At 44.2% G+C, this 23,209-nt stretch carries 21 protein-coding genes and 1 tRNA gene; 18 read left to right on the forward strand and 4 right to left on the reverse strand.

The window, feature by feature from the left end; genetic code table 11:
• The first annotated feature begins 544 nt into the window (after positions 1-544).
• The 8 genes from metG to Bovatus_RS14675 all read left to right on the forward strand — a co-directional run bounded on the left by metG (position 545) and on the right by Bovatus_RS14675 (position 10,200).
• Positions 545-2,584 carry a methionine--tRNA ligase gene (metG, locus tag Bovatus_RS14640; protein ID WP_004296589.1) on the forward strand — a complete coding sequence of 680 codons (2,040 nt, stop codon included), beginning with the start codon at positions 545-547 and terminating at the stop codon, positions 2,582-2,584.
• Positions 2,585-2,656: 72 nt separating this feature from the next.
• On the forward strand, positions 2,657-4,111 hold the full coding sequence (locus Bovatus_RS14645; protein WP_004296590.1) for a lipopolysaccharide biosynthesis protein: 1,455 nt from the start codon (positions 2,657-2,659) through the stop codon (positions 4,109-4,111).
• On the forward strand, positions 4,101-5,153 hold the full coding sequence (locus Bovatus_RS14650; RefSeq protein ID WP_004296591.1) for a hypothetical protein: 1,053 nt from the start codon (positions 4,101-4,103) through the stop codon (positions 5,151-5,153). Before Bovatus_RS14645 ends, Bovatus_RS14650 begins: the two co-directional genes overlap by 11 nt.
• 55 nt (positions 5,154-5,208) lie before the next feature.
• A complete protein-coding gene (locus Bovatus_RS14655; protein ID WP_004296592.1) occupies positions 5,209-6,072 on the forward strand; it encodes a LicD family protein in 864 nt (287 codons plus the stop codon).
• Positions 6,069-7,091: a hypothetical protein gene (locus Bovatus_RS14660; protein WP_004296593.1), complete on the forward strand. Its 1,023-nt coding sequence runs from the start codon at positions 6,069-6,071 to the stop codon at positions 7,089-7,091. Before Bovatus_RS14655 ends, Bovatus_RS14660 begins: the two co-directional genes overlap by 4 nt.
• Positions 7,064-8,182, forward strand: coding sequence for a glycosyltransferase family 4 protein (locus Bovatus_RS14665; RefSeq protein ID WP_004296594.1), 1,119 nt, complete (start codon positions 7,064-7,066; stop codon positions 8,180-8,182). The genes Bovatus_RS14660 and Bovatus_RS14665 overlap by 28 nt, the downstream gene beginning before the upstream one ends.
• Positions 8,183-8,192: 10 nt before the next feature.
• A complete protein-coding gene (locus Bovatus_RS14670) occupies positions 8,193-9,458 on the forward strand; it encodes a glycosyltransferase family 4 protein (RefSeq protein WP_004296595.1) in 1,266 nt (421 codons plus the stop codon).
• Positions 9,451-10,200, forward strand: a complete 750-nt coding sequence (locus Bovatus_RS14675) for a glycosyltransferase family 2 protein (RefSeq protein WP_004296596.1) — start codon at positions 9,451-9,453, stop codon at positions 10,198-10,200. Before Bovatus_RS14670 ends, Bovatus_RS14675 begins: the two co-directional genes overlap by 8 nt.
• 12 nt (positions 10,201-10,212) lie before the next feature.
• On the opposite strand, the gene Bovatus_RS14680 is transcribed toward Bovatus_RS14675, so the two are convergent.
• Positions 10,213-11,070 carry an SGNH/GDSL hydrolase family protein gene (locus tag Bovatus_RS14680; protein ID WP_004296597.1) on the reverse strand — a complete coding sequence of 286 codons (858 nt, stop codon included), beginning with the start codon at positions 11,068-11,070 and terminating at the stop codon, positions 10,213-10,215.
• A 442-nt stretch (positions 11,071-11,512) separates the two neighbouring features.
• Between Bovatus_RS14680 and Bovatus_RS14685 the strand changes: the two genes are divergently transcribed.
• The 3 genes from Bovatus_RS14685 to Bovatus_RS14695 all read left to right on the forward strand — a co-directional run bounded on the left by Bovatus_RS14685 (position 11,513) and on the right by Bovatus_RS14695 (position 12,949).
• Positions 11,513-12,286 carry a class I SAM-dependent methyltransferase gene (locus Bovatus_RS14685; RefSeq protein ID WP_004296598.1) on the forward strand — a complete coding sequence of 258 codons (774 nt, stop codon included), beginning with the start codon at positions 11,513-11,515 and terminating at the stop codon, positions 12,284-12,286.
• Positions 12,287-12,360: 74 nt separating this feature from the next.
• Entirely contained in the window at positions 12,361-12,711 is a 351-nt protein-coding gene (locus tag Bovatus_RS14690) for a helix-turn-helix domain-containing protein (RefSeq protein WP_004296599.1), read from the forward strand.
• A gap of 13 nt (positions 12,712-12,724) precedes the next feature.
• Entirely contained in the window at positions 12,725-12,949 is a 225-nt protein-coding gene (locus Bovatus_RS14695; protein ID WP_004296600.1) for a hypothetical protein, read from the forward strand.
• 18 nt (positions 12,950-12,967) lie between these two features.
• Here the strand turns inward: Bovatus_RS14695 and Bovatus_RS14700 are convergent, their stop codons facing one another.
• Complete coding sequence (locus Bovatus_RS14700; protein ID WP_008023339.1) at positions 12,968-13,666, reverse strand: SIR2 family NAD-dependent protein deacylase; 699 nt, start codon at positions 13,664-13,666, stop codon at positions 12,968-12,970.
• A gap of 473 nt (positions 13,667-14,139) precedes the next feature.
• Here Bovatus_RS14700 and Bovatus_RS14705 point away from each other — a divergent pair, with 473 nt between their 5' ends.
• From Bovatus_RS14705 to Bovatus_RS14725, 5 genes are all read left to right on the forward strand, one after another.
• Positions 14,140-14,724 carry an FKBP-type peptidyl-prolyl cis-trans isomerase gene (locus tag Bovatus_RS14705; RefSeq protein ID WP_004296602.1) on the forward strand — a complete coding sequence of 195 codons (585 nt, stop codon included), beginning with the start codon at positions 14,140-14,142 and terminating at the stop codon, positions 14,722-14,724.
• A 20-nt stretch (positions 14,725-14,744) separates the two neighbouring features.
• Positions 14,745-15,623, forward strand: a complete 879-nt coding sequence (locus Bovatus_RS14710; RefSeq protein ID WP_004296603.1) for an FKBP-type peptidyl-prolyl cis-trans isomerase — start codon at positions 14,745-14,747, stop codon at positions 15,621-15,623.
• A gap of 160 nt (positions 15,624-15,783) precedes the next feature.
• Entirely contained in the window at positions 15,784-16,248 is a 465-nt protein-coding gene (locus Bovatus_RS14715; protein WP_004302580.1) for an Lrp/AsnC family transcriptional regulator, read from the forward strand.
• Between the two features lie 5 nt (positions 16,249-16,253).
• Complete coding sequence (locus Bovatus_RS14720; protein WP_004296605.1) at positions 16,254-16,565, forward strand: DUF4491 family protein; 312 nt, start codon at positions 16,254-16,256, stop codon at positions 16,563-16,565.
• A gap of 91 nt (positions 16,566-16,656) precedes the next feature.
• A tRNA-Ile gene (locus tag Bovatus_RS14725) sits at positions 16,657-16,730 on the forward strand.
• Positions 16,731-16,842: 112 nt separating this feature from the next.
• Here Bovatus_RS14725 and Bovatus_RS14730 read toward each other — a convergent pair.
• Together Bovatus_RS14730 and Bovatus_RS14735 are read right to left on the reverse strand one after the other, a co-directional pair.
• Positions 16,843-17,619, reverse strand: coding sequence for a Cof-type HAD-IIB family hydrolase (locus Bovatus_RS14730; RefSeq protein WP_009038873.1), 777 nt, complete (start codon positions 17,617-17,619; stop codon positions 16,843-16,845).
• A gap of 163 nt (positions 17,620-17,782) precedes the next feature.
• Positions 17,783-18,286 carry an RNA polymerase sigma factor gene (locus Bovatus_RS14735; RefSeq protein ID WP_004296608.1) on the reverse strand — a complete coding sequence of 168 codons (504 nt, stop codon included), beginning with the start codon at positions 18,284-18,286 and terminating at the stop codon, positions 17,783-17,785.
• A gap of 592 nt (positions 18,287-18,878) precedes the next feature.
• Between Bovatus_RS14735 and Bovatus_RS14740 the strand changes: the two genes are divergently transcribed.
• A complete protein-coding gene (locus tag Bovatus_RS14740; RefSeq protein ID WP_004296609.1) occupies positions 18,879-20,234 on the forward strand; it encodes an SWIM zinc finger family protein in 1,356 nt (451 codons plus the stop codon).
• Positions 20,222-23,209, forward strand: coding sequence for a DUF6493 family protein (locus tag Bovatus_RS14745; protein WP_004296610.1), 2,988 nt, complete (start codon positions 20,222-20,224; stop codon positions 23,207-23,209). Before Bovatus_RS14740 ends, Bovatus_RS14745 begins: the two co-directional genes overlap by 13 nt.

Raw genomic sequence — 23,209 nt, forward strand, 5'->3', positions numbered from 1 at the left:
AGTTCAAATAGAAACAACTCACATGTTACCTATTCGACAGCAACCAGCACAAAACAAGTATTCTAAATACCCTTTTGTCCTTTCGTTTAAAAGCAAGGAAGCACTTCTCACTGACCAATAAACCGTTTCTTTAAAAGGAACGAAGTCTTCCTTTAAAAGAAATGATTCATGATTCTATCAACAATCATGAATATTCACTCATTTGTATTCAAGAAAGATGACTTATTCCGCATATTCATACAGTATTTTATACGTCACTTCTTTTATTAGAATACAGTTTAGATACTCCTAATCTGTTTCAATCTTAAAAATAGAACATAATAGAAAATATAAAAATACCCCGATACAAATTGGCTATTTTCTAGCCAACTTATATCAGGGTAAAACACTTTCTTTTTACCTGTTTTTTTATTACGAAACGTTCCTGTTTCATTCTGTGACCACTTTTCAATGAAATAATCTGTGTTAATCCGTGTAATCTGTGGTGAAAAGTCATTATCTTTGCACATTACAAAGTTGAAAACAACAAAAATCACACTATATAATGGAAAAGAAATTCAAAAGAACCACCGTCACATCGGCACTGCCGTATGCGAACGGTCCTGTCCATATCGGTCACTTGGCTGGTGTATACGTACCAGCAGACATTTATGTGCGTTATCTGCGTCTGAAAAAAGAAGATGTATTATTCATCGGAGGTTCGGACGAGCACGGGGTACCTATCACGATTCGTGCCAAGAAAGAAGGAATTACTCCGCAGGATGTAGTAGACCGTTATCATTCGCTGATAAAAAAATCATTCGAAGAATTCGGTATCTCATTCGACGTGTATAGCCGCACCACTTCACCGACGCATCACCAATTGGCTTCGGATTTCTTCAAAACATTATACGATAAAGGCGAATTCATCGAGAAAACGTCTGAACAATATTACGACGAGGAAGCAAAAACATTCCTTGCCGACCGTTATATCACTGGAGAATGTCCCCACTGCCATTCCGAAGGCGCTTACGGCGACCAATGCGAAAAATGCGGAACCTCACTTTCTCCTACGGATCTTATCAACCCGAAAAGTGCTATCAGCGGCAGCAAACCGGTGATGAAAGAAACCAAACACTGGTATCTTCCTCTCGACAAGCACGAAGGATGGCTGCGCAAATGGATTCTGGAAGATCACAAAGAATGGCGTCCGAACGTATACGGCCAATGCAAAAGCTGGCTCGACATGGGACTGCAACCACGTGCCGTGAGCCGTGACCTCGACTGGGGTATCCCTGTTCCCGTAGAAGGAGCAGAAGGAAAAGTGCTTTATGTATGGTTTGACGCACCTATCGGCTACATATCCAACACCAAAGAACTTCTCCCCGACAGCTGGGAAACCTGGTGGAAAGATCCTGAAACCCGCCTGATCCATTTCATCGGAAAAGACAACATCGTGTTCCACTGCATCGTATTCCCCGCCATGCTGAAAGCAGAAGGCAGCTATATCCTGCCGGACAACGTGCCGAGCAACGAATTCCTTAACCTCGAAGGAGACAAAATCTCCACTTCCCGCAACTGGGCTGTATGGTTGCACGAATACCTGGCGGACTTCCCCGGCAAACAGGACGTACTCCGCTACGTACTGACCGCCAACGCACCGGAAACAAAAGACAACGACTTCACCTGGAAAGACTTCCAGGCACGCAATAACAACGAACTGGTAGCCGTATACGGCAACTTCGTGAACCGTGCAATGGTATTGACTCAAAAATACTTCGACGGGCGCGTACCTGCACAAGGTGAACTGACCGACTACGACAAGGAAACACTGAAAGAATTTGCAGACGTAAAAGCAGAAGTGGAAAAACTGCTCGACGTATTCAAATTCCGCGACGCACAGAAAGAAGCCATGAACCTGGCACGTATCGGCAACAAATACCTGGCCGACACCGAACCGTGGAAACTGGCAAAAACAGATATGGAGCGTGTAGGTACCATCCTCAACATCTCCCTGCAACTGGTTGCCAACCTTGCCATCGCTTTCGACCCGTTCCTGCCGTTCAGCTCGGAAAAACTCCGCAAAATGCTGAACATGGATACTTTCGAATGGTCTGAATTGGGACGTGACAACCTTCTCCCTGTAGGTCACCAGTTGAACAAACCGGAATTATTGTTCGAAAAGATTGAAGACGCTACTATCGAAGCACAAGTACAAAAATTGCTCGATACAAAGAAAGCAAACGAAGAAGCCAATTACAAGGCTAATCCAATCCGTCCGAACATCGAATTCGACGACTTCACGAAACTGGATATCCGTGTAGGTACCATTCTTGAATGTCAGAAAGTGCCGAAAGCGGATAAATTGCTGCAATTCAAAATCGACGACGGACTGGAAACACGTACCATCGTATCGGGCATTGCCAAGCATTATCAACCGGAAGAACTGGTAGGCAAACAGGTTTGCTTCATCGCCAACCTTGCTCCGCGCAAACTGAAAGGCATCATCAGCGAAGGCATGATTCTAAGTGCCGAAAACAACGACGGCAGTCTGGCAGTTATCATGCCGGGACGTGAGGTGAAGCCGGGTAGCGAAGTAAAATAATAAAACTTAAATAGGGAATACATGAAAAGCTATCATTGCGCATAGCCTTTTCATGTATTCTTTGCAAATAACATGAGCGAGAATCAGTCACTAAAAGAAAAAACAGCCAAAGGACTATTTTGGGGAGGATTCAGCAACGGCATACAGCAGTTGTTAAACCTGCTTTTCGGAATATTCCTCGCACGGTTGCTCACTCCGGCAGACTACGGAATGGTGGGAATGTTGGCTATCTTCTCCCTCATTGCCAGTTCGATACAGGAGAGCGGTTTCACAGCCGCCCTTGTCAACAAGAAGGAAGTGACACACAACGATTACAATGCTGTCTTCTGGTTCAATGCGGCCATCAGCTTGTCCTTGTATCTGCTGTTATTCCTGTGCGCACCGCTCATTGCCGATTTTTACCATACTCCCGAACTGACACCACTGGCACGTTATTCCTTCATCGGATTCTTCATAGCCAGCCTGGGAATATCCCACAGTGCCTATCTTCTGCGAAACCTGATGGTGAAACAGCGGGCCCTGTCTTCCGTTATCGGACTTACCGTATCCGGAATCACCGGAGTCATTCTTGCCTACTTCGGTTTCTCTTATTGGGGTATTGCCACGCAAAGCATCGTTTATGTAGCCGTCAACACAGCCTGTTATTGGCATTTCACCCGTTGGCGACCGAGCTTGCAATTCAATTTCACCCCGATTAAGGAAATGTTCGGATTCAGCGGAAAGCTATTGGTAACCAATGTATTCAATCACATCAACAACAACCTGTTCTCTGTGATACTGGGTAAGTTCTACACCGAAAAGGAAGTAGGATATTACAACCAGGCCAATAAATGGTGCGGCATGGGACAGCTCTTTATATCCGGCATGATAAACGGAGTGGCGCAACCGGTACTCACCAAAGTGTCGGACGACCTTGAACGGCAAAAACGGGTATTCCGCAAAATGCTGCGTTTCACCGCTTTCGTCTCGTTTCCCGCCATGCTCGGACTGGGAATCGTATCAGAAGAACTGATTACCATCACCATCACCGACAAGTGGTATTCCAGCATACCCATCATGCAGATTCTGTGTATCAGCGGAGCCTTCACTCCCATTGCATACCTCTATCAGCAACTCATCATCAGCAAAGGAAAATCCCGCATCTATATGTGGAACACCATAGCGCTCGGCATTATTCTACTGTCAGGCGTTCTGTTAGTCCATTCACACGGGATCTATGCCATGCTCGCCGTCTATGTATCCACCAATATACTGTGGCTACTGACGTGGCACTACTTCGTATGGCAAGAAATCGGACTAAAGCTACGCCATGCACTGATAGACATACTTCCATACGCTGTCATTGCCACCACCGTCATGGTAATCACCTATTACTCCACCCGTTCCATCGAGAATATTTATCTCCGCCTGGCAAGCAAGATAGTGCTCGCAGCAGCACTCTACGTAGCCGCCATGTGGGGCAGCCGTTCGGTCACCTTTAAAGAAAGCATCCAGTATTTCATCAAAAAGAAGCCACATGAACCCTAATGATCTTGCCACTAAATACCGCCTTCTGAACAGTTCTTTCAAAAAGACGATGATCTATCACATAGGTATAGACGCCGGATTCTTTACCGAATACACCTATATGCTCCATGCAATGCTCTATTGCCTGCAACACAAAATACAGTTCAAGCTTTACTCCGACGACGCCAACTTCGGATGGAAAAAGGGCTGGGAAGACTGTTTCGCACCTTTCTGCGAGCAAGTGCACGAACCGTTTCACCACACCTACAACACCCATCGCCTGCCTTCATGGCAAGCATTGATGCAAGACAAAAAACTATCTAAAACGAAGTTACTGAAATGGAAACTGAAAGTAACCTGCAAGAACATCATCGGAAAAGCCCTTGCTTTCTTCACGTATGGTAAACCGATCCGACTCAACTTCCAAGTGACGTTCAACCCCAACCAGCATTTCCATATCCCCGAACTGGGAATAGACGGTGACTACCTCCACACCTTCCAAAAGCTGACGGAAATCACCTGGAAACTCAACGACACCACCGCACAGGAATGTCGCCAATTTGCCACCACCCTGCAACTTCCGCCTCAATACGCAGGATGCCAGATACGCGGAGGAGACAAGATAACCGAAACCAACCTGCTGCCACCGGAACACTACATACGCCTCATCAAAGAAAAAACAGCCATCCGCGACGTCTTTGTACTGACCGACGACTACCGTCTCTTCGAGCAAGTGCAAACCCTTGCCCCGGACATACACTGGTACACCCTTTGCAGCCCCAACGAGCAAGGATACGTCAACAGTGCCTTCACGCAGACCGCCAAAGAGCTGAAACAGAAACAAATGGCACGTTTCCTCTGTTCGATACAGCTATTGATGGATGCTTCCGTCTTTATAGGAAGTATCACCACCGGTCCCAGCCTGTTCCTGTTGAAGAAGTTCTATCCGGAGATCAATCCGGCAGACTGTCTGCTCAAGGACTTTCCGCAAGCATCCGTTCTCCCCATTCCGGGACGCGGGCGAGTGGCCACCGAATTTATGCAAGGAAACTTAAAGTTATAGTAACTTAGCAATATAATTACTACATTTGCAATACAACGTGCATTAACCATTTCCGATGAACAAGAAATATACAGCCGAAGAGCTTGATTTATTACATACCGAACTCTACGACATATTGGGAGAAACCATCCGGGTGTGTCAGAAGCACAACATTCCCTATTTTGTGATTGGCGGCACGGCAATCGGTGCACTCTACGACCAGGCGATTCTCCCCTGGGATGATGATATTGACATAGGCATGACGCGGGAGAACTACAACAAATTTCTGAAAGTAGCTCCCGGGGAACTGGGTCCTTCCTACTTCCTTTCATGGATAGAGACAGACCCTCATACCCCGTATTATTTTGCCAAAGTCAAGAAAAACGACACCCTTTTTGTAGAAGAAATGTTCAAGAATGTCCCGATGCATCCGGGCATTTTTGTCGATATATTCCCATTCGACAAGATTCCCGACAACAAGCTGCTGCGAAGAATACAATCCGAAGCACTCGGCTTCCTCAAATGCTGCCTGATGGGAAAAGAGATATGGATGTGGAAACACTTCGGTACATGTGAAATAGAGAACCCCACGAACCGGGGAGCCTTCTCCTGTTTCCTGAACAGGGTAGTCGACCTACTTTTCTCTAAAAAAGCAATCTACCGCATGCTGGTGTCAGTTCAAAGCTGTTTCAACTCACGAAACACCCGTTACTATAACAACGTAATGGCCACTGCCGACCACGTAACCGTAGAAAGCATCCGCCACCTGCAACCCGTGAAATTCGGCCCTCTCACAGTGACCGCCCCCGACGACCTGGAAGGATTTTTGCGTTACAACTATCCAACCCTGCATCGATTTACAGAAGAAGAGCAGGAAAAAGTGAACAACCACTATCCTGCCGCCCTGTCATTCAGTACAACCCCAAAACAAGAACTATGAATATGAAATCCGCTTTAGTAGACGTCCCGGTACTTATCCTGTTCTTCAACCGCCCGCAACAGTTGTCGCAAGTGTTCGAGCAAGTGAAGAAAGCGCGTCCGTCCCGCCTCTTCCTCTATCAGGACGGAGCACGAAACGAACGTGACCTGCCCGGAATAAAAGCCTGCCGTGAAATCGTATCACAGATAGACTGGGAATGTGAAGTAGAACGGCTTTATCAGGAAAAGAATTTCGGCTGCGACCCTTCGGAGTACATTTCGCAGAAATGGGCCTTTTCGAAAGTCGACAAGTGCATCGTATTGGAAGACGACGATGTGCCCGCCGTCTCCTTTTTCCAATTCTGCAAGGAGATGCTGGATAAATACGAATATGACACCCGCATCAGCATGATTGCCGGATTTAACCCCGAAGAAATCACCCAAGATATGCCCTACGACTATTTCTTTACCACCACCTTCTCTATCTGGGGATGGGCAAGCTGGAAACGGGTAGTCGACCAATGGGATGAGTTCTACAACTTCCTGGACGACTCCTTCAATATGCAACAACTGGAACAGCTTATCAAGGAACGCAAATTCCGGAGCGACTTTATCTACATGTGCCAGCGTCACCGGGAACAGCAGAAAGCCTTTTATGAAACGATCTTCCACGCCTCCATACTGTTCAACTCCGGGCTAAGCATCGTGCCTACCCGCAACATGATTAATAACTTGGGAGCAACGGCAGATTCCACCCATTTCGCCGGCTCGATTCATACCCTGCCCAAAGGTTACCGCCGCATCTTCACGATGAAGCGCTATGAGGTGGATTTTCCACTGAAACATCCCCGCTACGTCATCGAAAACGTTGCCTACAAAGAGAGCGTTTACCGCATCATGGGCTGGGATCATCCGTGGATCAAGATCGGACGTTCGTTCGAAGAACTGTACCTCAACCTGAAATACGGCAATTTCTCCATCATTACGAAAGCTGTCAAAAACCGAATCAACAAATGGCTGAAAAGAAACAAGCACCACTAAATAAGTTGCTTACTATTTATTTTTACCATACCCGCCTCACACGGGAAAGCTACGAGGAATGGAAAGAATATAAATTCCCCGGACACATCTTATACGGACTTCCTTTACTGGAGAATTACGGAATACACTCCGTGATGCACAAATGCAAATATTTCTCCGGCCGTCTGAAACTCATGCTTTACGCCACCAAAGAGATTCTCTTCTGCAAGGAGAAATACGACGTCCTCTACGCCACCTCTTTCCGGGGTATAGAGCCCGTCATCTTCCTCCGTGCACTGGGACTGTACCGCAAGCCCATCGTGATCTGGCATCATACGGCTGTCGTCACCAATCCCAAACCGTGGCGCGAACAAATCTCCCGCCTTTTCTACAAAGGTATAGACCAAATGTTCCTGTTCAGTCGGAAACTGATTCAGGACTCGCAGAAAACCCGGAAAGCACCGTCCCACAAACTGAAACTCATCCATTGGGGACCGGATCTTCCTTTCTACGACCACCTGCTTGCAGAAATGCCCGACCGGAAGCCCGAAGGATTTATCTCCACCGGCAAAGAAAACCGGGACGTAGACACCTTGCTCCAGGCATTTGCCGCAACGAACGAGAAACTGGATTTGTACATTGCCGTCTCATGCGGTAACATCAACTATAAAAAGATCATCGACCCGTATGCATTGCCCGACTCCATTCGCATCCATTATACCGACGGAGTGATTCCCTACGAACTGGGGAAACTGGTGGCACGCAAAAGCTGTATCGTGATCTGCTGCCTGGACTTCCCCTATACCGTAGGACTGACCACGCTCGTGGAAGCATTCGCCCTCGGCATCCCCGTCATCTGTTCGCGCAACCCCAACTTCGAAATAGACATCGACAAGGAAGGAATAGGCATCACCGTAGAATATAACGACGTACAAGGCTGGATAGACGCTATCCGCTACATCGCCGACCACCCCGAAGAGGCACGGCGCATGGGAGAGAATGCCCGCAAACTGGCGGAAGAACGTTTCAACCTCGAAATCTTTTCACGCGAAATAGCAGAAAGCTTGCTGGAAATATCAAACATTTCCTCTAAAAACCGTACATTTGCATAAACTTTTGCCCATGAGAGTCCTGATTATAAATACATCTGAACGAATAGGAGGAGCAGCCATCGCAGCAAGCCGGTTGATGGAGTCACTGAAAAACAACGGCATCAAAGCCAAAATGCTGGTACGTGACAAACAGACCGACCAAATCAGTGTTGTCCGCTTAAAAAGTAACTGGTTGCAAGTGTGGAAGTTCATGTGGGAACGGATTGTGATCTGGAGTGCCAACCGTTTCCGGCGTTACCATTTGTTTGACGTAGACATCGCCAACACAGGTACAGACATCACCTCACTCCCGGAATTCCGCCAGGCCGACGTGATCCATCTGCATTGGATCAACCAGGGAATGCTCTCACTGAACGATATACGAAAGATACTGACCTCCGGCAAACCCGTAGTCTGGACCATGCACGATATGTGGCCATGCACCGGCATCTGCCATTACGCACGGGAGTGCAACAACTATCAGCAGGAATGTCACGACTGTCCGTACATCTACAAAGGCGGGGGACGAAAGGATTTATCCTATCGCACGTTCCGCAAAAAACAAAAGTTATACAGCTACGCTCCCATTCATTTCGTCACGTGCAGCCATTGGCTGAAGGAACAAGCCCAGACCAGTGCATTATTTGAAGGGAAAAGCGTGACCAATATTCCGAACGCTATTAATACCAACTTGTTCAAACCCATGAACAAGAAGGAAGCGCGTGCCAAATTCATGTTGCCGGAAGGTAAGAAACTAGTTTTGTTCGGCTCATTAAAGATCACCGATAAACGAAAAGGGGTCGACTATCTGATTGGGGCATGCAAACTGTTAGCAGAAAAGCATCCGGAATGGAAAGACTCACTGGGTGTAGTCGTATTCGGCAACCAGTCGCAGCAGTTACAGGAACAACTTCCTTTCCATGTATACCCGCTCCCTTATATCAAAAATGAGCATGAAGTAGTGAATATCTACAATGCCGTAGACCTCTTCGCCATCCCGTCTCTGGAAGAGAATCTTCCCAATATGATTATGGAAGCAATGGCCTGTGGAGTGCCTTGTGTCGGTTTTAATGTGGGAGGTATCCCCGAAATGATCGATCATCTGCACAACGGCTACGTGGCACAATACAAATCCTCGGAAGATTTTGCCAACGGCATACATTGGATATTGACGGAACCGGAATACAACGAACTCTCTGCACAGGCCTGCCGCAAGGTTCTGGGTAATTATTCGGAGAGTATCGTTGCAAAGAAATATACAGATGTCTACAATAAAATAACGGGGAAATATGCATAGTGTCCATCCTACTCCCAAGTTCTCTATCATTACGGTGACATACAATGCTGAAAAGGTATTGGAAGACACGATTCAAAGTGTAATTTCACAAACCTATCATCATATAGAATATATTATCGTGGATGGAGCTTCCAAGGATGGAACCCTCTCTATTATCAACCGCTACCGGTCACGCATACACACCGTCGTCAGCGAACCCGACAAAGGACTGTATGACGCTATGAATAAGGGCATCGCCCTTGCCAGCGGTGATTATCTCTGTTTCCTGAACGCGGGCGACTGTTTTCACGAGGACGACACACTACAACAAATGGTGCATACCATCAACGGCAGCGAACTGCCCGATGTGCTTTACGGAGAAACCGCTATCGTAGACCAGGACAGGCATTTCCTGCGGATGCGCAGATTGTCCGCTCCCGAAACGCTTACCTGGAAAAGTTTCAAACAGGGTATGTTAGTCTGCCATCAGGCATTCTTTCCCCGTCATACGCTGGTAGAGCCCTACAACTTGAAATATCGTTTTTCTGCCGATTTCGACTGGTGCATCCGTATTATGAAGAAAGCGCGCACCTTACACAATACCCATCTGACGATTATCGATTATCTGGATGAAGGAATGACTACCCGCAATCAGAAAGCCTCCCTGAAAGAGAGATTTCGCATCATGGCAAAGCACTACGGGTTGATTGGCACCGTAGCACATCATATATGGTTTGTGATCCGTGCGGTGATTCACCGGTAAAGCTGGTTCTCTTTAAAATGTTGCAGGCAACGCAAGCAACTGGTACATCAGCGTACGTGCCATACGTATCTGCCCCTTTGTACTAGGATGTAAACGGTCATATCCTGCGTCGTAGAAGTAAATCAGTTGCTCTTCCACCATCGGGTTCAGCCCGGTTACCGCATTAAAATCAATTACGGGCACTCCCCACACATTACCGGCTTCCTTGACGGCCTGCACGTAGGCATCCACATATTCACCACAACTATTCTGATAGTTTTCATCCGGTTGCACGTTCTTCTCTCCAAAATCCGCCAGTGAGCGGTGCAACGGGGTTAATAGTACAATCTGCTTATCCGGAAACAGTTGTTTCAGCCTGTGGATTCCGATGTTGATACGTCCTTTATACGTGTTTCCATCCATTATAGGCGTACGTTTCTTGCGGGTTTCCAGCTTTTTGACCTGTCCGCGGGCTGCCATCACCTGTTCTTCTGTTTCCGTAAACCACTCTCCGATAGGCACACCGTCATTAAAATCATTCGTACCCATCAGAATCAAGATAGCATCCACTTCTCCACCGTGTTCCTGCTTTAGTTTCTCGGCCTGACGGGGCACATCATTCCATTGTCTGCCGCTGATACCATATACATAAGGAGTAATCCCCAGCCATTCCTGCAGGAAATCCCAGTATTTCTTTATTTTGTCACCATAGCAGTTGGGATCTGTAATAGAGTCTCCTAAATATCCCACTCTTTTTCCTTGCCACGGATGCCGGACAGCTCCATTATTCGTTTCAGCAGAGTTTGCAACTTTAGATGTTTGATTCTGTCCGCACAGAAAAGAGGAACAGAAAAACAGAATGGTACATGCGAGTAATAATTTGCTTTTCATCGGTATTATACATTAAATGAGAGATTTGTATCTAATATCCTGCAAATGTAATTCAAAAATAGGTAGTTTCAATCAATTTGGGCAGTCAATCTCATCCATACAACCGGACAGACAAACGGGTCTCTATTTGACGATTCTTGCTAAAATGCAGGTTTACAGTATTTTTTCATCAAAGTTATCATTGAGTTTTACACCTAAAATCCTATCTTTGTCACAAACTAAAAGAAAAATTGGATGTTTAACTCATTTTCATTCCATAAGGATTCCGTTCTGTAAATAATCTGTAAGCCTTCCTCTCATTACAGATTATCCCTTATGTTTTCTGACATATTCTTGTCAGAGTTATTTTCTATATCTAAATTTTAAACTATTTGTATGGTCAAATGGTCACAAGCATCGTCACATGCCTTCATTTACCGTACTGCTAAAACATTAAAAAACAATGAGTAACGAATTAAAAACAATCCACGAATTCGATTTTACACTGATATGTAATTACTTCAAAGGACTAAAACGTCAAGGTCCGGGAAGCCCTGAAGTCACACAAAAAGCCTTAAGTTTCACCAACGAACTGTCTGACAATGCCAGAATAGCCGATATTGGCTGTGGCACAGGCGGGCAGACAATGGCATTAGCCAACTATACGAAAGGGCAAATTACAGGCATCGATCTTTTCCCCGACTTCATCGAAATATTCAACAGAAATGCAATAGAAGCCCATTGCGAAGACAGAGTAAAAGGCATTGTCGGTTCTATGGACGCTTTGCCGTTTCAAGAGGAAGAACTCGATCTGATCTGGTCCGAAGGAGCTATCTATAATATAGGATTCGAACGCGGCATGAATGAATGGAATAAGTTCCTGAAAAAGAACGGATTCATCGCTGTAACGGAAGCATCCTGGTTCACCCCGGAACGCCCCTCCGAAATAGACGACTTCTGGATGGCTAATTACCCGGAAATCGATACGATTCCGAGAAAAATAGCACAAATGGAGAAAGCCGGATATATCCCGACAGCCCATTTCATCTTACCGGAAAATTGCTGGACCGAGCATTTCTATGCTCCCCAATTCCCGGTTCAGGAAGCCTTTCTGAAGGAATATGCAGGAAATGAAGCTGCCGCAGACCTCATCGCCGGTCAACGACACGAAGAGAACCTATATAATAAGTATAAAGAATACTACGGCTATGTATTCTATATAGGAAAAAAAAGATAATTGACTATCTGCCGGAGAAGTTAGCAAGATAGGATAACTCTCCGGCATTTATTATCCTTTATTTTGCAGAAGATATGGAAACGAAAGATATAAATAAGGAAGAATATCAGTTACGGATCAACAAAGTGACCGACTATATCCATCAAAACATTGACCAGCCGTTATCATTACAGAAAATGGCGGGTATCGCATGCTTTTCTCCTTTCCACTTCCACCGCGTATTTACAATCCTGACCGGCGAAACGCCTACGGATTATATCAAACGCACCCGGATTGAAAAAGCAGCCCTATTATTAAAACAAAACAAGGAACTTTCCGCCACCGAAATTGCCGCCCTTTGCGGCTTTAGCAGCCTTTCGCTGTTAAGTCGCAATTTCAGGCTGCATTTCAGTATGACGATCCGGGAGTTCCGCTCACTAAAATAAAACGCTAAAGAATATGGAAAAAGAAAATAAGATTCTGATTTTTCGAACTTCTATCACCAAAAGATGTGACATCAAACGCATAGGAAAACTTTTGGCAGAGTTCCCTCAAATAGACAAATGGAATGTGGACTTTGAGGACTGGGAGAAAATATTAAGAATCGAGTGCAGTGGTATCACTGCACTCGAAATATCGGAAGTACTCCGGAATAATCATATTTTTGCCAGCGAACTGGAATAAAACGGAGGGAAAGAAGTCTCAAACTCCCAACAATTGTTTCAATTCACCCATTCCTTCAGAAGCTCCCTTCTGAATTACATGTATCGAACGGGAAGTATGCGTATCTACCGGTTTCGGATCAATCAGATACACCTCTGCTCCTCTCGGTACATAATGAAGCAGCCCCGCCGCAGGATATACATTAAGCGATGTACCGATAATGACGAAAATATCCGCTTTCTCCACATAGCGGATAGCTGTTTCAATTTCCGGCACAGCTTCTCCAAACCATACAATGAAAGGTCGTAATTGAGTGCCGTCACCGGCCTTGTCTCCCATCTTCACTTCATATTCTTCCGGTTTCAGCTCTTTTATAAATTGAGGATTATATGGATCTCTGCTGGAACATACTTTTGTCAGTTCGCCATGCAGATGAATAATGTGGCTACTTCCGGCGCGTTCATGCAGATTATCTACATTCTGCGTCACCACCGTTACATGGAAACTTTTCTCCAGTTCCGCCAACAATTCATGCCCACGGTTCGGTTTCACCTCCAACAACTGTTTCCGGCGTTCATTATAGAAATTAATCACCAGAGCCGGGTCCCGCTGATAACCTTCAGGAGTAGCCACCTGCTCCACAGGATATTTATCCCACAAACCGCCCGCATCCCGAAATGTACTGATCCCACTCTCGGCACTCATACCGGCACCCGTCAAAACTACCAGATTTTTCATTACTATTCCTCCTTCTTTTTTAATAGCCACACAAATGTAATCAGAATCATCGAATAAAAGAAGACTTTCTTACGCTTAATCTAATCCGATTTATGCAGAACTTTAAGATGAAAGATATAGGTAGTTAACATCAAACATACTAATATTTATTCATCTGACTATAGTTAAACTTTCATCTGACTATAGTTATTCTTTCATCTGACTATAGTCAGACGAAAAGAAAACTATAGTTAGACGATTAATTATCTGCATAAACTAACTTACACAATAAGAATAAGCAGATTAAATCCCGCCAACAAAAGAACTAATTCTTTAAAGAAAAGCGATTAACTTTCACAGATATAAGAATTTTTAAATAGCAAATGCTAAATCATTCAAATAAAACACGTACTTTTGCGTTTCATAAATTTGCAATTGATTGAAAGCTAAAACCATGAAGGTGATACATTTCAATCGCCAACAAAAAACATTATATGGATAAATTCAGTTACTCTATTGGCCTCGGAATTGGTCAAAACTTATCAAGCATGGGAATCGGAAACCTTGCGGTAGATGATTTCGCACAAGCAATCAAAGATGTATTAGAAGGTAATCAGACGGCTATCAGCCACAATGAAGCCCGCGAAATAGTGAACAAATATTTCGAAGAATTGGAATCTAAGATGGGTGCCGTTGCTATTGAGCAGGGACAGGCATTCCTCGAAGAAAACAAAAAAGGACCGGGCGTAGTTGTCCTTCCCAGCGGACTACAATATGAAATCATCAAAGAAGGTACAGGTAAAAAGCCGAAAGCTACCGATCAGGTAAGATGCCACTATGAAGGTACATTGATCGACGGTACACTGTTCGACAGCTCTATCCAACGCGGAGAACCGGCTGTATTCGGCGTCAACCAAGTAATCCCGGGATGGGTGGAAGCTTTGCAGCTGATGCCGGAAGGTTCCAAATGGAAACTGTATATTCCGTCAGAACTCGCTTATGGCGCAAGAGGTGCCGGAGAAATGATTCCTCCTCACAGCACACTCATTTTTGAAGTAGAATTACTCGAAGTATTATAAATAAAAAATTTCAAAGCAAAATGAAAAAAGTTAGTATTTTTATGGCAATCGCCGCTGCAGCAAGCCTTGCTTCTTGTACAGCTCAAGCTCCTAAAGCAAATCTGAAAACAGACATCGACTCACTGTCGTATTCTATCGGTATGGCTCAGACTCAAGGTCTGAAAGGCTATCTGACAGGTCGTCTGGATGTTGATACTACTTACATGGCAGAATTCATCAAAGGTTTGAACGAAGGCGCAAACAAGACTAGCAAAAAAGACATCGCTTACATGGCAGGTCTGCAAATCGGTCAGCAAATCAGCAACCAGATGATGAAAGGTATCAACCAAGAATTGTTTGGTACAGACTCTACTAAAACTATCAGCAAAGAAAACTTCATGGCAGGTTTCATCGCAGGTACTTTGGAAAAAGGCGGCGTAATGACTATGGAAGCAGCTCAAGAATATACTCGTACAGCTATGGAAACTATCAAAGCAAAAGCTTTGGAAGAAAAATATGCTGACTATAAAGCTGAAAACGAAAAATTCCTTGCTGAAAACAAGACTAAAGACGGCGTAAAAACAACTGCAAGCGGTCTGCAATACAAAGTAATCACTGAAGGTAAAGGTGAAATTCCTGCTGACACTTGCAAAGTGAAAGTGAACTACAAAGGTACTTTGATCGACGGAACAGAATTCGACAGCTCTTACAAACGTAACGAACCGTCTACTTTCCGTGCTAACCAAGTAATCAAAGGTTGGACAGAAGCATTGACTATGATGCCTGTAGGTTCTAAATGGGAACTTTATATCCCGCAAGAACTTGCTTACGGTGCAAGAGAATCTGGCAACCAAATCAAACCGTTCTCTACTTTGATTTTCGAAGTTGAACTGTTGAGCATCGAAAAAGATAAGAAATAAGAAAGTTCTTTTCTAAATAGAAAAAGGAAAGAGGCGCAAAACGTTTGTGCCTCTTTTTTTTGCTTTTTCCTATTTTTTTTCTCCGAAAAGAAGAATAATTAAAATAAATCTCTATATTTGCTTACTATTTGATAACAACAGGAAATTACAATTTATTATTATGGAAAGAATAGACAACCTCGACAGGCAAATCCTAGAGATTATCTCCCAGAATGCCCGCATCCCTTTTAAAGACGTAGCAGCCGAATGTGGAGTATCACGCGCAGCTATCCATCAGCGTGTGCAAAGACTGATTGACCTAGGTGTCATTGTAGGCTCTGGTTACCATGTGAACCCGAAATCATTGGGCTACAGAACTTGTACATACGTGGGTATCAAGCTGGAAAAAGGCTCCATGTACAAATCTGTCGTAGCGGAATTACAAAAGATTCCCGAAATAGTGGAATGTCATTTCACTACAGGCCCGTACACAATGCTGACAAAACTTTATGCATGCGACAACGAACATCTGATGGATTTGCTGAATAACAAAATGCAAGAAATACCAGGTGTAGTAGCTACCGAGACTCTGATTTCTCTGGAACAGAGTATCAAGAAAGAGATTCCCATCCGCGTTGAAAAATAATTGTGATGGAGTTTCTAAATGAATATCACCTTGCAGGGTTATTCATCGGAATCTGTACCTTTTTGATTATCGGCCTTTTTCACCCCGTCGTGGTAAAGGCCGAATATTACTGGGGCACAAAATGCTGGTGGATATTCCTGGTACTCGGCATTGCCGGTGTGATTGCCTCCTTAAGTATCGATAATGTGATCTTATCTTCTTTATTAGGCGTGTTTGCGTTTTCTTCCTTCTGGACGATCAAAGAGGTTTTCGAACAGGAAGAACGGGTACAAAAAGGATGGTTCCCCAAGAATCCGAAGCGCAAATATAAGTTCTAGAAGCAAAGGATTACAGTTTTTTCTCGAAAGAATTTGCATAATTCGACGGAAAATACTACTTTTGTCACCGCATCCAGTTAATGGATACATCGGGCTTTTAGCTCAGTTGGTTAGAGCAACAGACTCATAATCTGGAGGTCCTTGGTTCAAGCCCAAGATGGCCCACGAAAAATTCCTGTAAGTATTTCACTTACAGGAGTTTTTCTTTTATACGGTCAGAATAATGAGATTTACAAAATTAGGAACAGTGCTCCATATTGAAATAAGAATATCAATACTAAATGATTCCAAAGTGCTTCAAAGCCTTACACAAACCGTCATTCTCAACGGTATCAGTAACAAAATCGGCTGACGCCTTGACAGTCTCCGATGCATTTCCCATAGCTACCCCGATTCCGGCAACTTTCAGCATAGGAATATCATTACCGCCATCACCGCAAGCCATTATTTCCGCCATCTCAATTCCATAATAATCGGCAAAAGCTGAAAGTCCGGTTGCCTTACTGATTCCTGCAAGGTTCACATCAGCAAATAAGGGATGCCAGCGTGATAAGGAAAGGTTAGGCAGAAGCGGCATTACTTGCTGTTCCATTTCATCATCGATATAAAAACAAAGCTGGCAACACTCTTTTCTGTCAAATAGTTCTCCAATGTCTACAACGGCGGGGATGGGATGTTCCACGATTTTGGCAATCCGTTCGACAGTCGGAGTCAGCCGATTGACAAACACGCCTTCATCCAGTTCAATAGCAACTGCGAAATCAAAAGCTTTTGCTATTTCCATGGCTTTCTTAAAATCATCCTTTGGAATAAGGTGTCTCCTTATCACAGTGCCATCCAGTAAGACACAGTCAGCTCCATTCAATGCAATAATTCCATCATACGGAACAGCAGCTATTTCATGAAGGTCGCCTGCCGCTCTACCGGTAGCAATGACTATTCGAATCCCACGGTCATGAATCTCCTTAAGAGCTTCAACAGAAGATTGCAATATTTTATGAGTTTCAAAACTCACCAATGTTCCATCTACATCGAGCATGATTGCTTTTATCATAACACCTATATTTTTTATTTACAGTCTATTACCCAGCGACAAAGTTACTGAAAAAATCCCCATAGCAGGTATACCTCCAATACATAAAACAAAAAAGGCAAAAGGAAACAAGATCCTTTTGCCCTATACCTATTGATACCTACTGAAAAATGATAGTTAACGTTTAGCGGAAGTCCTTCAACTCTTCCTGTAATTTCTGACGGGTAAAGAATATGCGGCTTTTTACAGTACCTAACGGAAGATTCAACTTCTCTGCAATCTCACGGTACTTGAATCCTGAAACGTGCATAGCAAACGGAACTCTGTATTCTTTAGGCAGAGCATTGACTACGCGGTGCATTTCCTTTAAATCGTAAGCTCTTTCTGTACTTTCAAAACCTGACTCTTGTGGCAGATTCAGATGATAGAGGTTTTCAGTCTGATCGACAAATGTCTGATCGCGCACTACTTTGCGGTAATTATTAATAAAGATGTTCCGCATTATAGTATACATCCATCCTTTAAAATTTGTGTCGGGGGTATATTTGTCTTCGTTATCCAATGCTTTTAATGAGGTTTCCTGTAACAAATCGTTTGCTTCTTCACGATCGGTTGTCAGTTTGTATGCGAAGCGGAGTAATTCATCCTGTACTCCTATCAGATCTTTCCTGAAGCTTAAACTTTTCATATACGCTATTTTTAAATTGTGAGTATTCGTTGTTATAATTTTGATGTTGCAAGTTTACGGGTTTTCAACAAATGTGGCAGGTGAAGAACAGACATTGTTTAGGGGAAAATCTATCGGTTGATAGAATTTAGGTCATTTTTGATAGTATTCAGGTGGTTTTAATGGCCGGTATAGCAAAAATCCCATTTTGAAGTCACACCTGACTCAAAATGGGATAACACAAACAAAACAAACAATATTAGCGATTTTCACAAACAGCTGTCTTTTTATATTAAAAAATTCATAAGACTTAATTTAGAATATGTCGCTTAAACATTCTTTTTATGGGAACAAAAATATTACTTTCTGGTAAAAAGGAACGCATGATTTAAGAATAGTTATAAAGAATAATTGTTTTATGTATAAAAAATTGTGCCCAACTATAAAGAATTGTATTTCATAACTTAGTACAAAAGAGGCATAAATTAGTCTTTCGGTGATATTCTATAATATCACACATTCCAAAGTGATGTAAATTCTCCAACTTCTTTTTTCACGTAAGAATTAATTTCTATATTTGGGCAATGTACAACCAAATACCAATTTATTATCTATGACTGATACTATTTCTTATCAATATGCAGCTCCTTCCACATTGCAACGGTCGGCCGATCAGGACGAACTGTTTCTTGCCAAATATAGCGAAATAGAAAAGAGAGAAGCCCCCTGTTTCTTTTGGGGAAAGCTGACGCAACCTTATATGACGGCACGCTGCCTCATTGCGTTATCCAATGTTGTGCAGTCCAGTTTCAACCTGACACCGGCACAACTTACAATGCTGAAAGATCCGATTGTAACAGCTGGAAATAACCGTCTGCGCTTTGAAGGATTTTCTAATTGTGCAGGTGTATACGCCAGGGTCGATGTACTTCCTGATGGACACGACGGAGAATTCTTGGAAAACGGGACAACGAATGTAGATTTTAATCCCGGAATGATTTCCGCTTTAGGAGGAATAGGCAGACAAGAAAATGTAGTAATGTCGGTCGGCCCCAAAGAAGTGGGACTCTATAATAAAGGTGAGAAGGTGATAGAGCGAAAAGTACCTCTTCCCGTAAAATGGATAAAGGGACTGACTACGGTACAGATTTATCAATCCGTTGCCGAAAAGGTCTATTCCTTCAATCGCATACAAACCTTACAACTCTTCCAGACACTACCGAAAAGTAGTGTGAAATGTGACTATTATTTAGTGATGCGTGGTCAAAAACCGGCCTTTTCACCGGTGAAAAGTATGAATGCCATCTGCATCGGAGGACTCCACCGTTTGCGCTTACTCGAACCCTTGCTTCCGTTTGCTGATGAACTGAAAGTATTTGCACATCCTACTATGCAATCTACTATCTGGCAACTCTATTTCGGTCCGGTCCGCTTCAGCCTTTCTCTTTCCCGCGAATGTTGGAGAGGATTCTCCGGAGAAGGTGCCGCACTGGAATCTCTGCTCGAAGATGTACCTGAAAGATGGATAGAGGCGATGGATAAATACAGTTACGCCAACCAACAGTTCAACCCTACGCTTTTTGCCATAGAAGAGCATATTGACCTGGATAAGGTAGATTCTCTCTCGGCACGATTGGCAGCAATGGGTTTGCTGGGATTCGATTTGGATGAAAACAGTTTCTTCTACCGCCGCCTGCCTTTCAAAACCGAACGTATTTTGAGCCTCAACCCGCGAATGATAGCTGCAGAAAAGTTGCTGGAAGAAGACAAAGTAGAAATCATTGCGAATGATGGCAACCGGACGGAAGCCCGTGTTGCAGGAAGCGGAGGAGTGAGGCATACCGTCATTCTGGACAGGGAGAACGAAAAAGAACGTTGCACTTGCACTTGGTTCAGCAGTAATCAGGGAGAACGGGGAGCTTGCAAACATATTTTGGCAGTAAAGAAACTAGCGCAATGGAAGAACTAAAAAAAGAACTGGAGAAGTTATCCAAAGCCTATGTGGATACTCCGGAGAATGAAGAGAAAATATTAATCCCTTTTATCAAGAGATTATTGGAGTTGCCAATGAAGGACAGGCGGAAGTTGCTGCCGCTTATCCGGGAATTGCAATGGATAAAAGGCAGGTTCGCTGGTTTCAGCAGTGAGACAACCTGTAGTGCGGCACGGGCACATTTTCTATCGGCAGTACAGTTTGTATGTGCCAACAGACGGGAGATGGATATGGCATATCATGTGAAGTTTGATATGCTTTGCAAACTACTCCCGCTTTACAACCCTGCCTGGCTGACAGACTTTATCAACGATGACAAAACATGGTTCAATTTCGATCTCAATTACGAAGAACTGATGCAGCTCATGGATATGGGTTACCTCAAAGAAATCGCTCCAAGCCGTATTGCACATGTACTCCCCTGGATTACCCGCATCAGAAATAAGAATCCCAAAGGAGACGATACTTTCAACAGTGAACTACTACTCAAACGGGATATTACACTGAAAGAACACATCTGGACGCTTTTCGAACACGAATCAATCATCGGTTATCAGGATGATTGTGCCAAAAATGCTTATAAAAAAGGAATCACAACACGGGATGAAAGTATCAGCGCGGCCCTCTACCGCTTTTCACTGGACGGCCATCTGGATAGAGAACAGCTACTAAGAGCCACCCTCGCCACTTTTCACCGGAGCTTCAAAAAAGACATGGCAGGATGGTTTGCCAGATTCTTTGAAACGCTGCAACCGACCGCCGGAGAATTGTTATCCTTACAGGAAGAGATCATGCAAACATTCACTTCTTCCTACACCAAGCCGGTAAATATAATGTTGCAACAGTTGAAGAGCATTGCAGACGAAGAAGGATTCCGTTATCAGGAATTCATCGAACGGGCAACCATCCTTTTCTTCTCCAGTCCCAAAAACTCGCTATTAACCATTTACTCTATCTTTGAAAAGATCGTTACGCAACATTCCGAGATGAAAGAGCCTTGTTGTATCACTCTCTGCCAACTATTCTTGAAGAAGGACGAAAGCCTGCAAAAGAAAGCTGCCAACTTTATTTCAAAATATGGGGACGCCTCTTCGTCCAATCTCCAAGAAACACTACAGTCTTATCAACCGGAGATATTTCAAAGCGTGCAAGCGATACTCGCATCTTTCAAGCCACAGTCTATAGATTCACAGTCTACAGAACCACACCTTGCAGAAGAAGCAAATGCAACAGATACAAGTGTGACAAAAGACATTCTTCATACAGAAGGAGAGAATACAGAAAGAAATAGTACAGATGAAAATAGTACCGAAAACTCCCTCCTCTCCGAAGAGCCACCTCTGGAAGCCATCCACATTTGCCGGGAAGACAACCGTATTCCATTCCCTACCAACAAAGAAGATTTCCTGTTTCAGCTTAGCCGTTTGTTCGACATGGAGGAGAACTGGGAGATAGAAACAACGATTGCCGCTATCATTGCTTTCCATCCCCAACTGGATAAAGAAGACCTCAACCGGATGGAACCTATTTTCCAACGGGCAGCCAATATTGTTGCCAATAGTTGGGAACCATACGAAGATCTCCTTGCCACTTTCCTGTTGGAATACCAACGCTTATGGGCACAGACAGACAACTCCAACACAGGAGTTTTGAGAAACATGTTCACCCGGCTGGAAGAGAAACTGAAAGGAATAGATAAAAACAGGGGAGCTTACGACGAACGTTCCTTCAAACGACTTGCTGACTGGAAACCCGGTTACAGCAACGCAACCTGTTTCATACCTATCCAACAGTTATGGCTGAATGTGATCCGCCAAATAAAAGGAGGAAATTCATTGCCATTGCTTTCTACTCCCACCCATACCCCGGCATACCTACAAGCCACCGAACTGATACGCCGGCTTGCCGCATACCAGGAAGCAGGAAAGAAACCTTGTTCGTGGGATTTCCAACTGGCTATTGCCCGTTGTGCCATGGAAGACAAAGAAGAAGCCATCGCCACCGCCCGGCAACTGTTACAAGATGAGTACCTGCATCTCTGCCTGTTCTTATTGGACGAAAACACGCAACCCGAACCGCCCTACAACCATCCAACCGCCTGGATAGCCGCCGGACTGGTAAAAGCACCGGAGACGGAATTTAAAGCATTCAAGTCTTTCTCCTGTAACACATTGCCACACAATCATCTGACAGGAGACTACGAGTGGAAAGAAGTGAAACCTAAAGAAAACTCATACGAAACGGACAGACGCCTGCTTCAACTTGATTCTCACAAATGGCACAAATATATCGAACGCAACAGCCATCAGCTATGGCAGGAACATCTGATTATTAACAGCAAATACAACATGGATGACTCCCGCTACATGGAACCTCTATTGTGTTGCTACCCTAACCGCCCGGAACCGTTGATAGCCCAAATTATCTCCAATTACATGGCTTTCGGCAGTCCACAGGAAGACAGCAAACGCACCCTTGCCTGTGCCTTACGCATGTTGTTGTCTTTCCATTGCCCGCTCAAAGAAATGAGTCTACTCCTATTAAGCGGCTCGCTGCTTTTTGTAGACAAAACAGTCCGTTCCTATGCAGCGGAGTTATGGGTAGAAGGACTCTCCACAGGAAGAATAAACAACCATCGGGTAGGAGAAATCCTGGCCCGGCTTATCAACATGGAACTTGCTCCGTTAAAACGCTTCACCACACAAGTATACGAAAGCATGTACAAACGAAGCGCTTTCCACAACCGCCAACTGGAAGAATTGCTCACTGTATTTATCAGCGGATTGCCCGACAAACCCGTCACCGGACTCAAACAACTGCTCGAACTCTATCTGGAACTATTGACCATCAACCACAGCAAAGTTACAAACGAACAACTCTTGCAACGCCTGCAAGAATGGGCAACGAACAGCAATTTGAAGAAAGTGACCACTTCACTCAACAAACTATAA

It is taken from the genome of Bacteroides ovatus (assembly GCF_001314995.1).
Lineage (GTDB): Bacteria > Bacteroidota > Bacteroidia > Bacteroidales > Bacteroidaceae > Bacteroides > Bacteroides ovatus.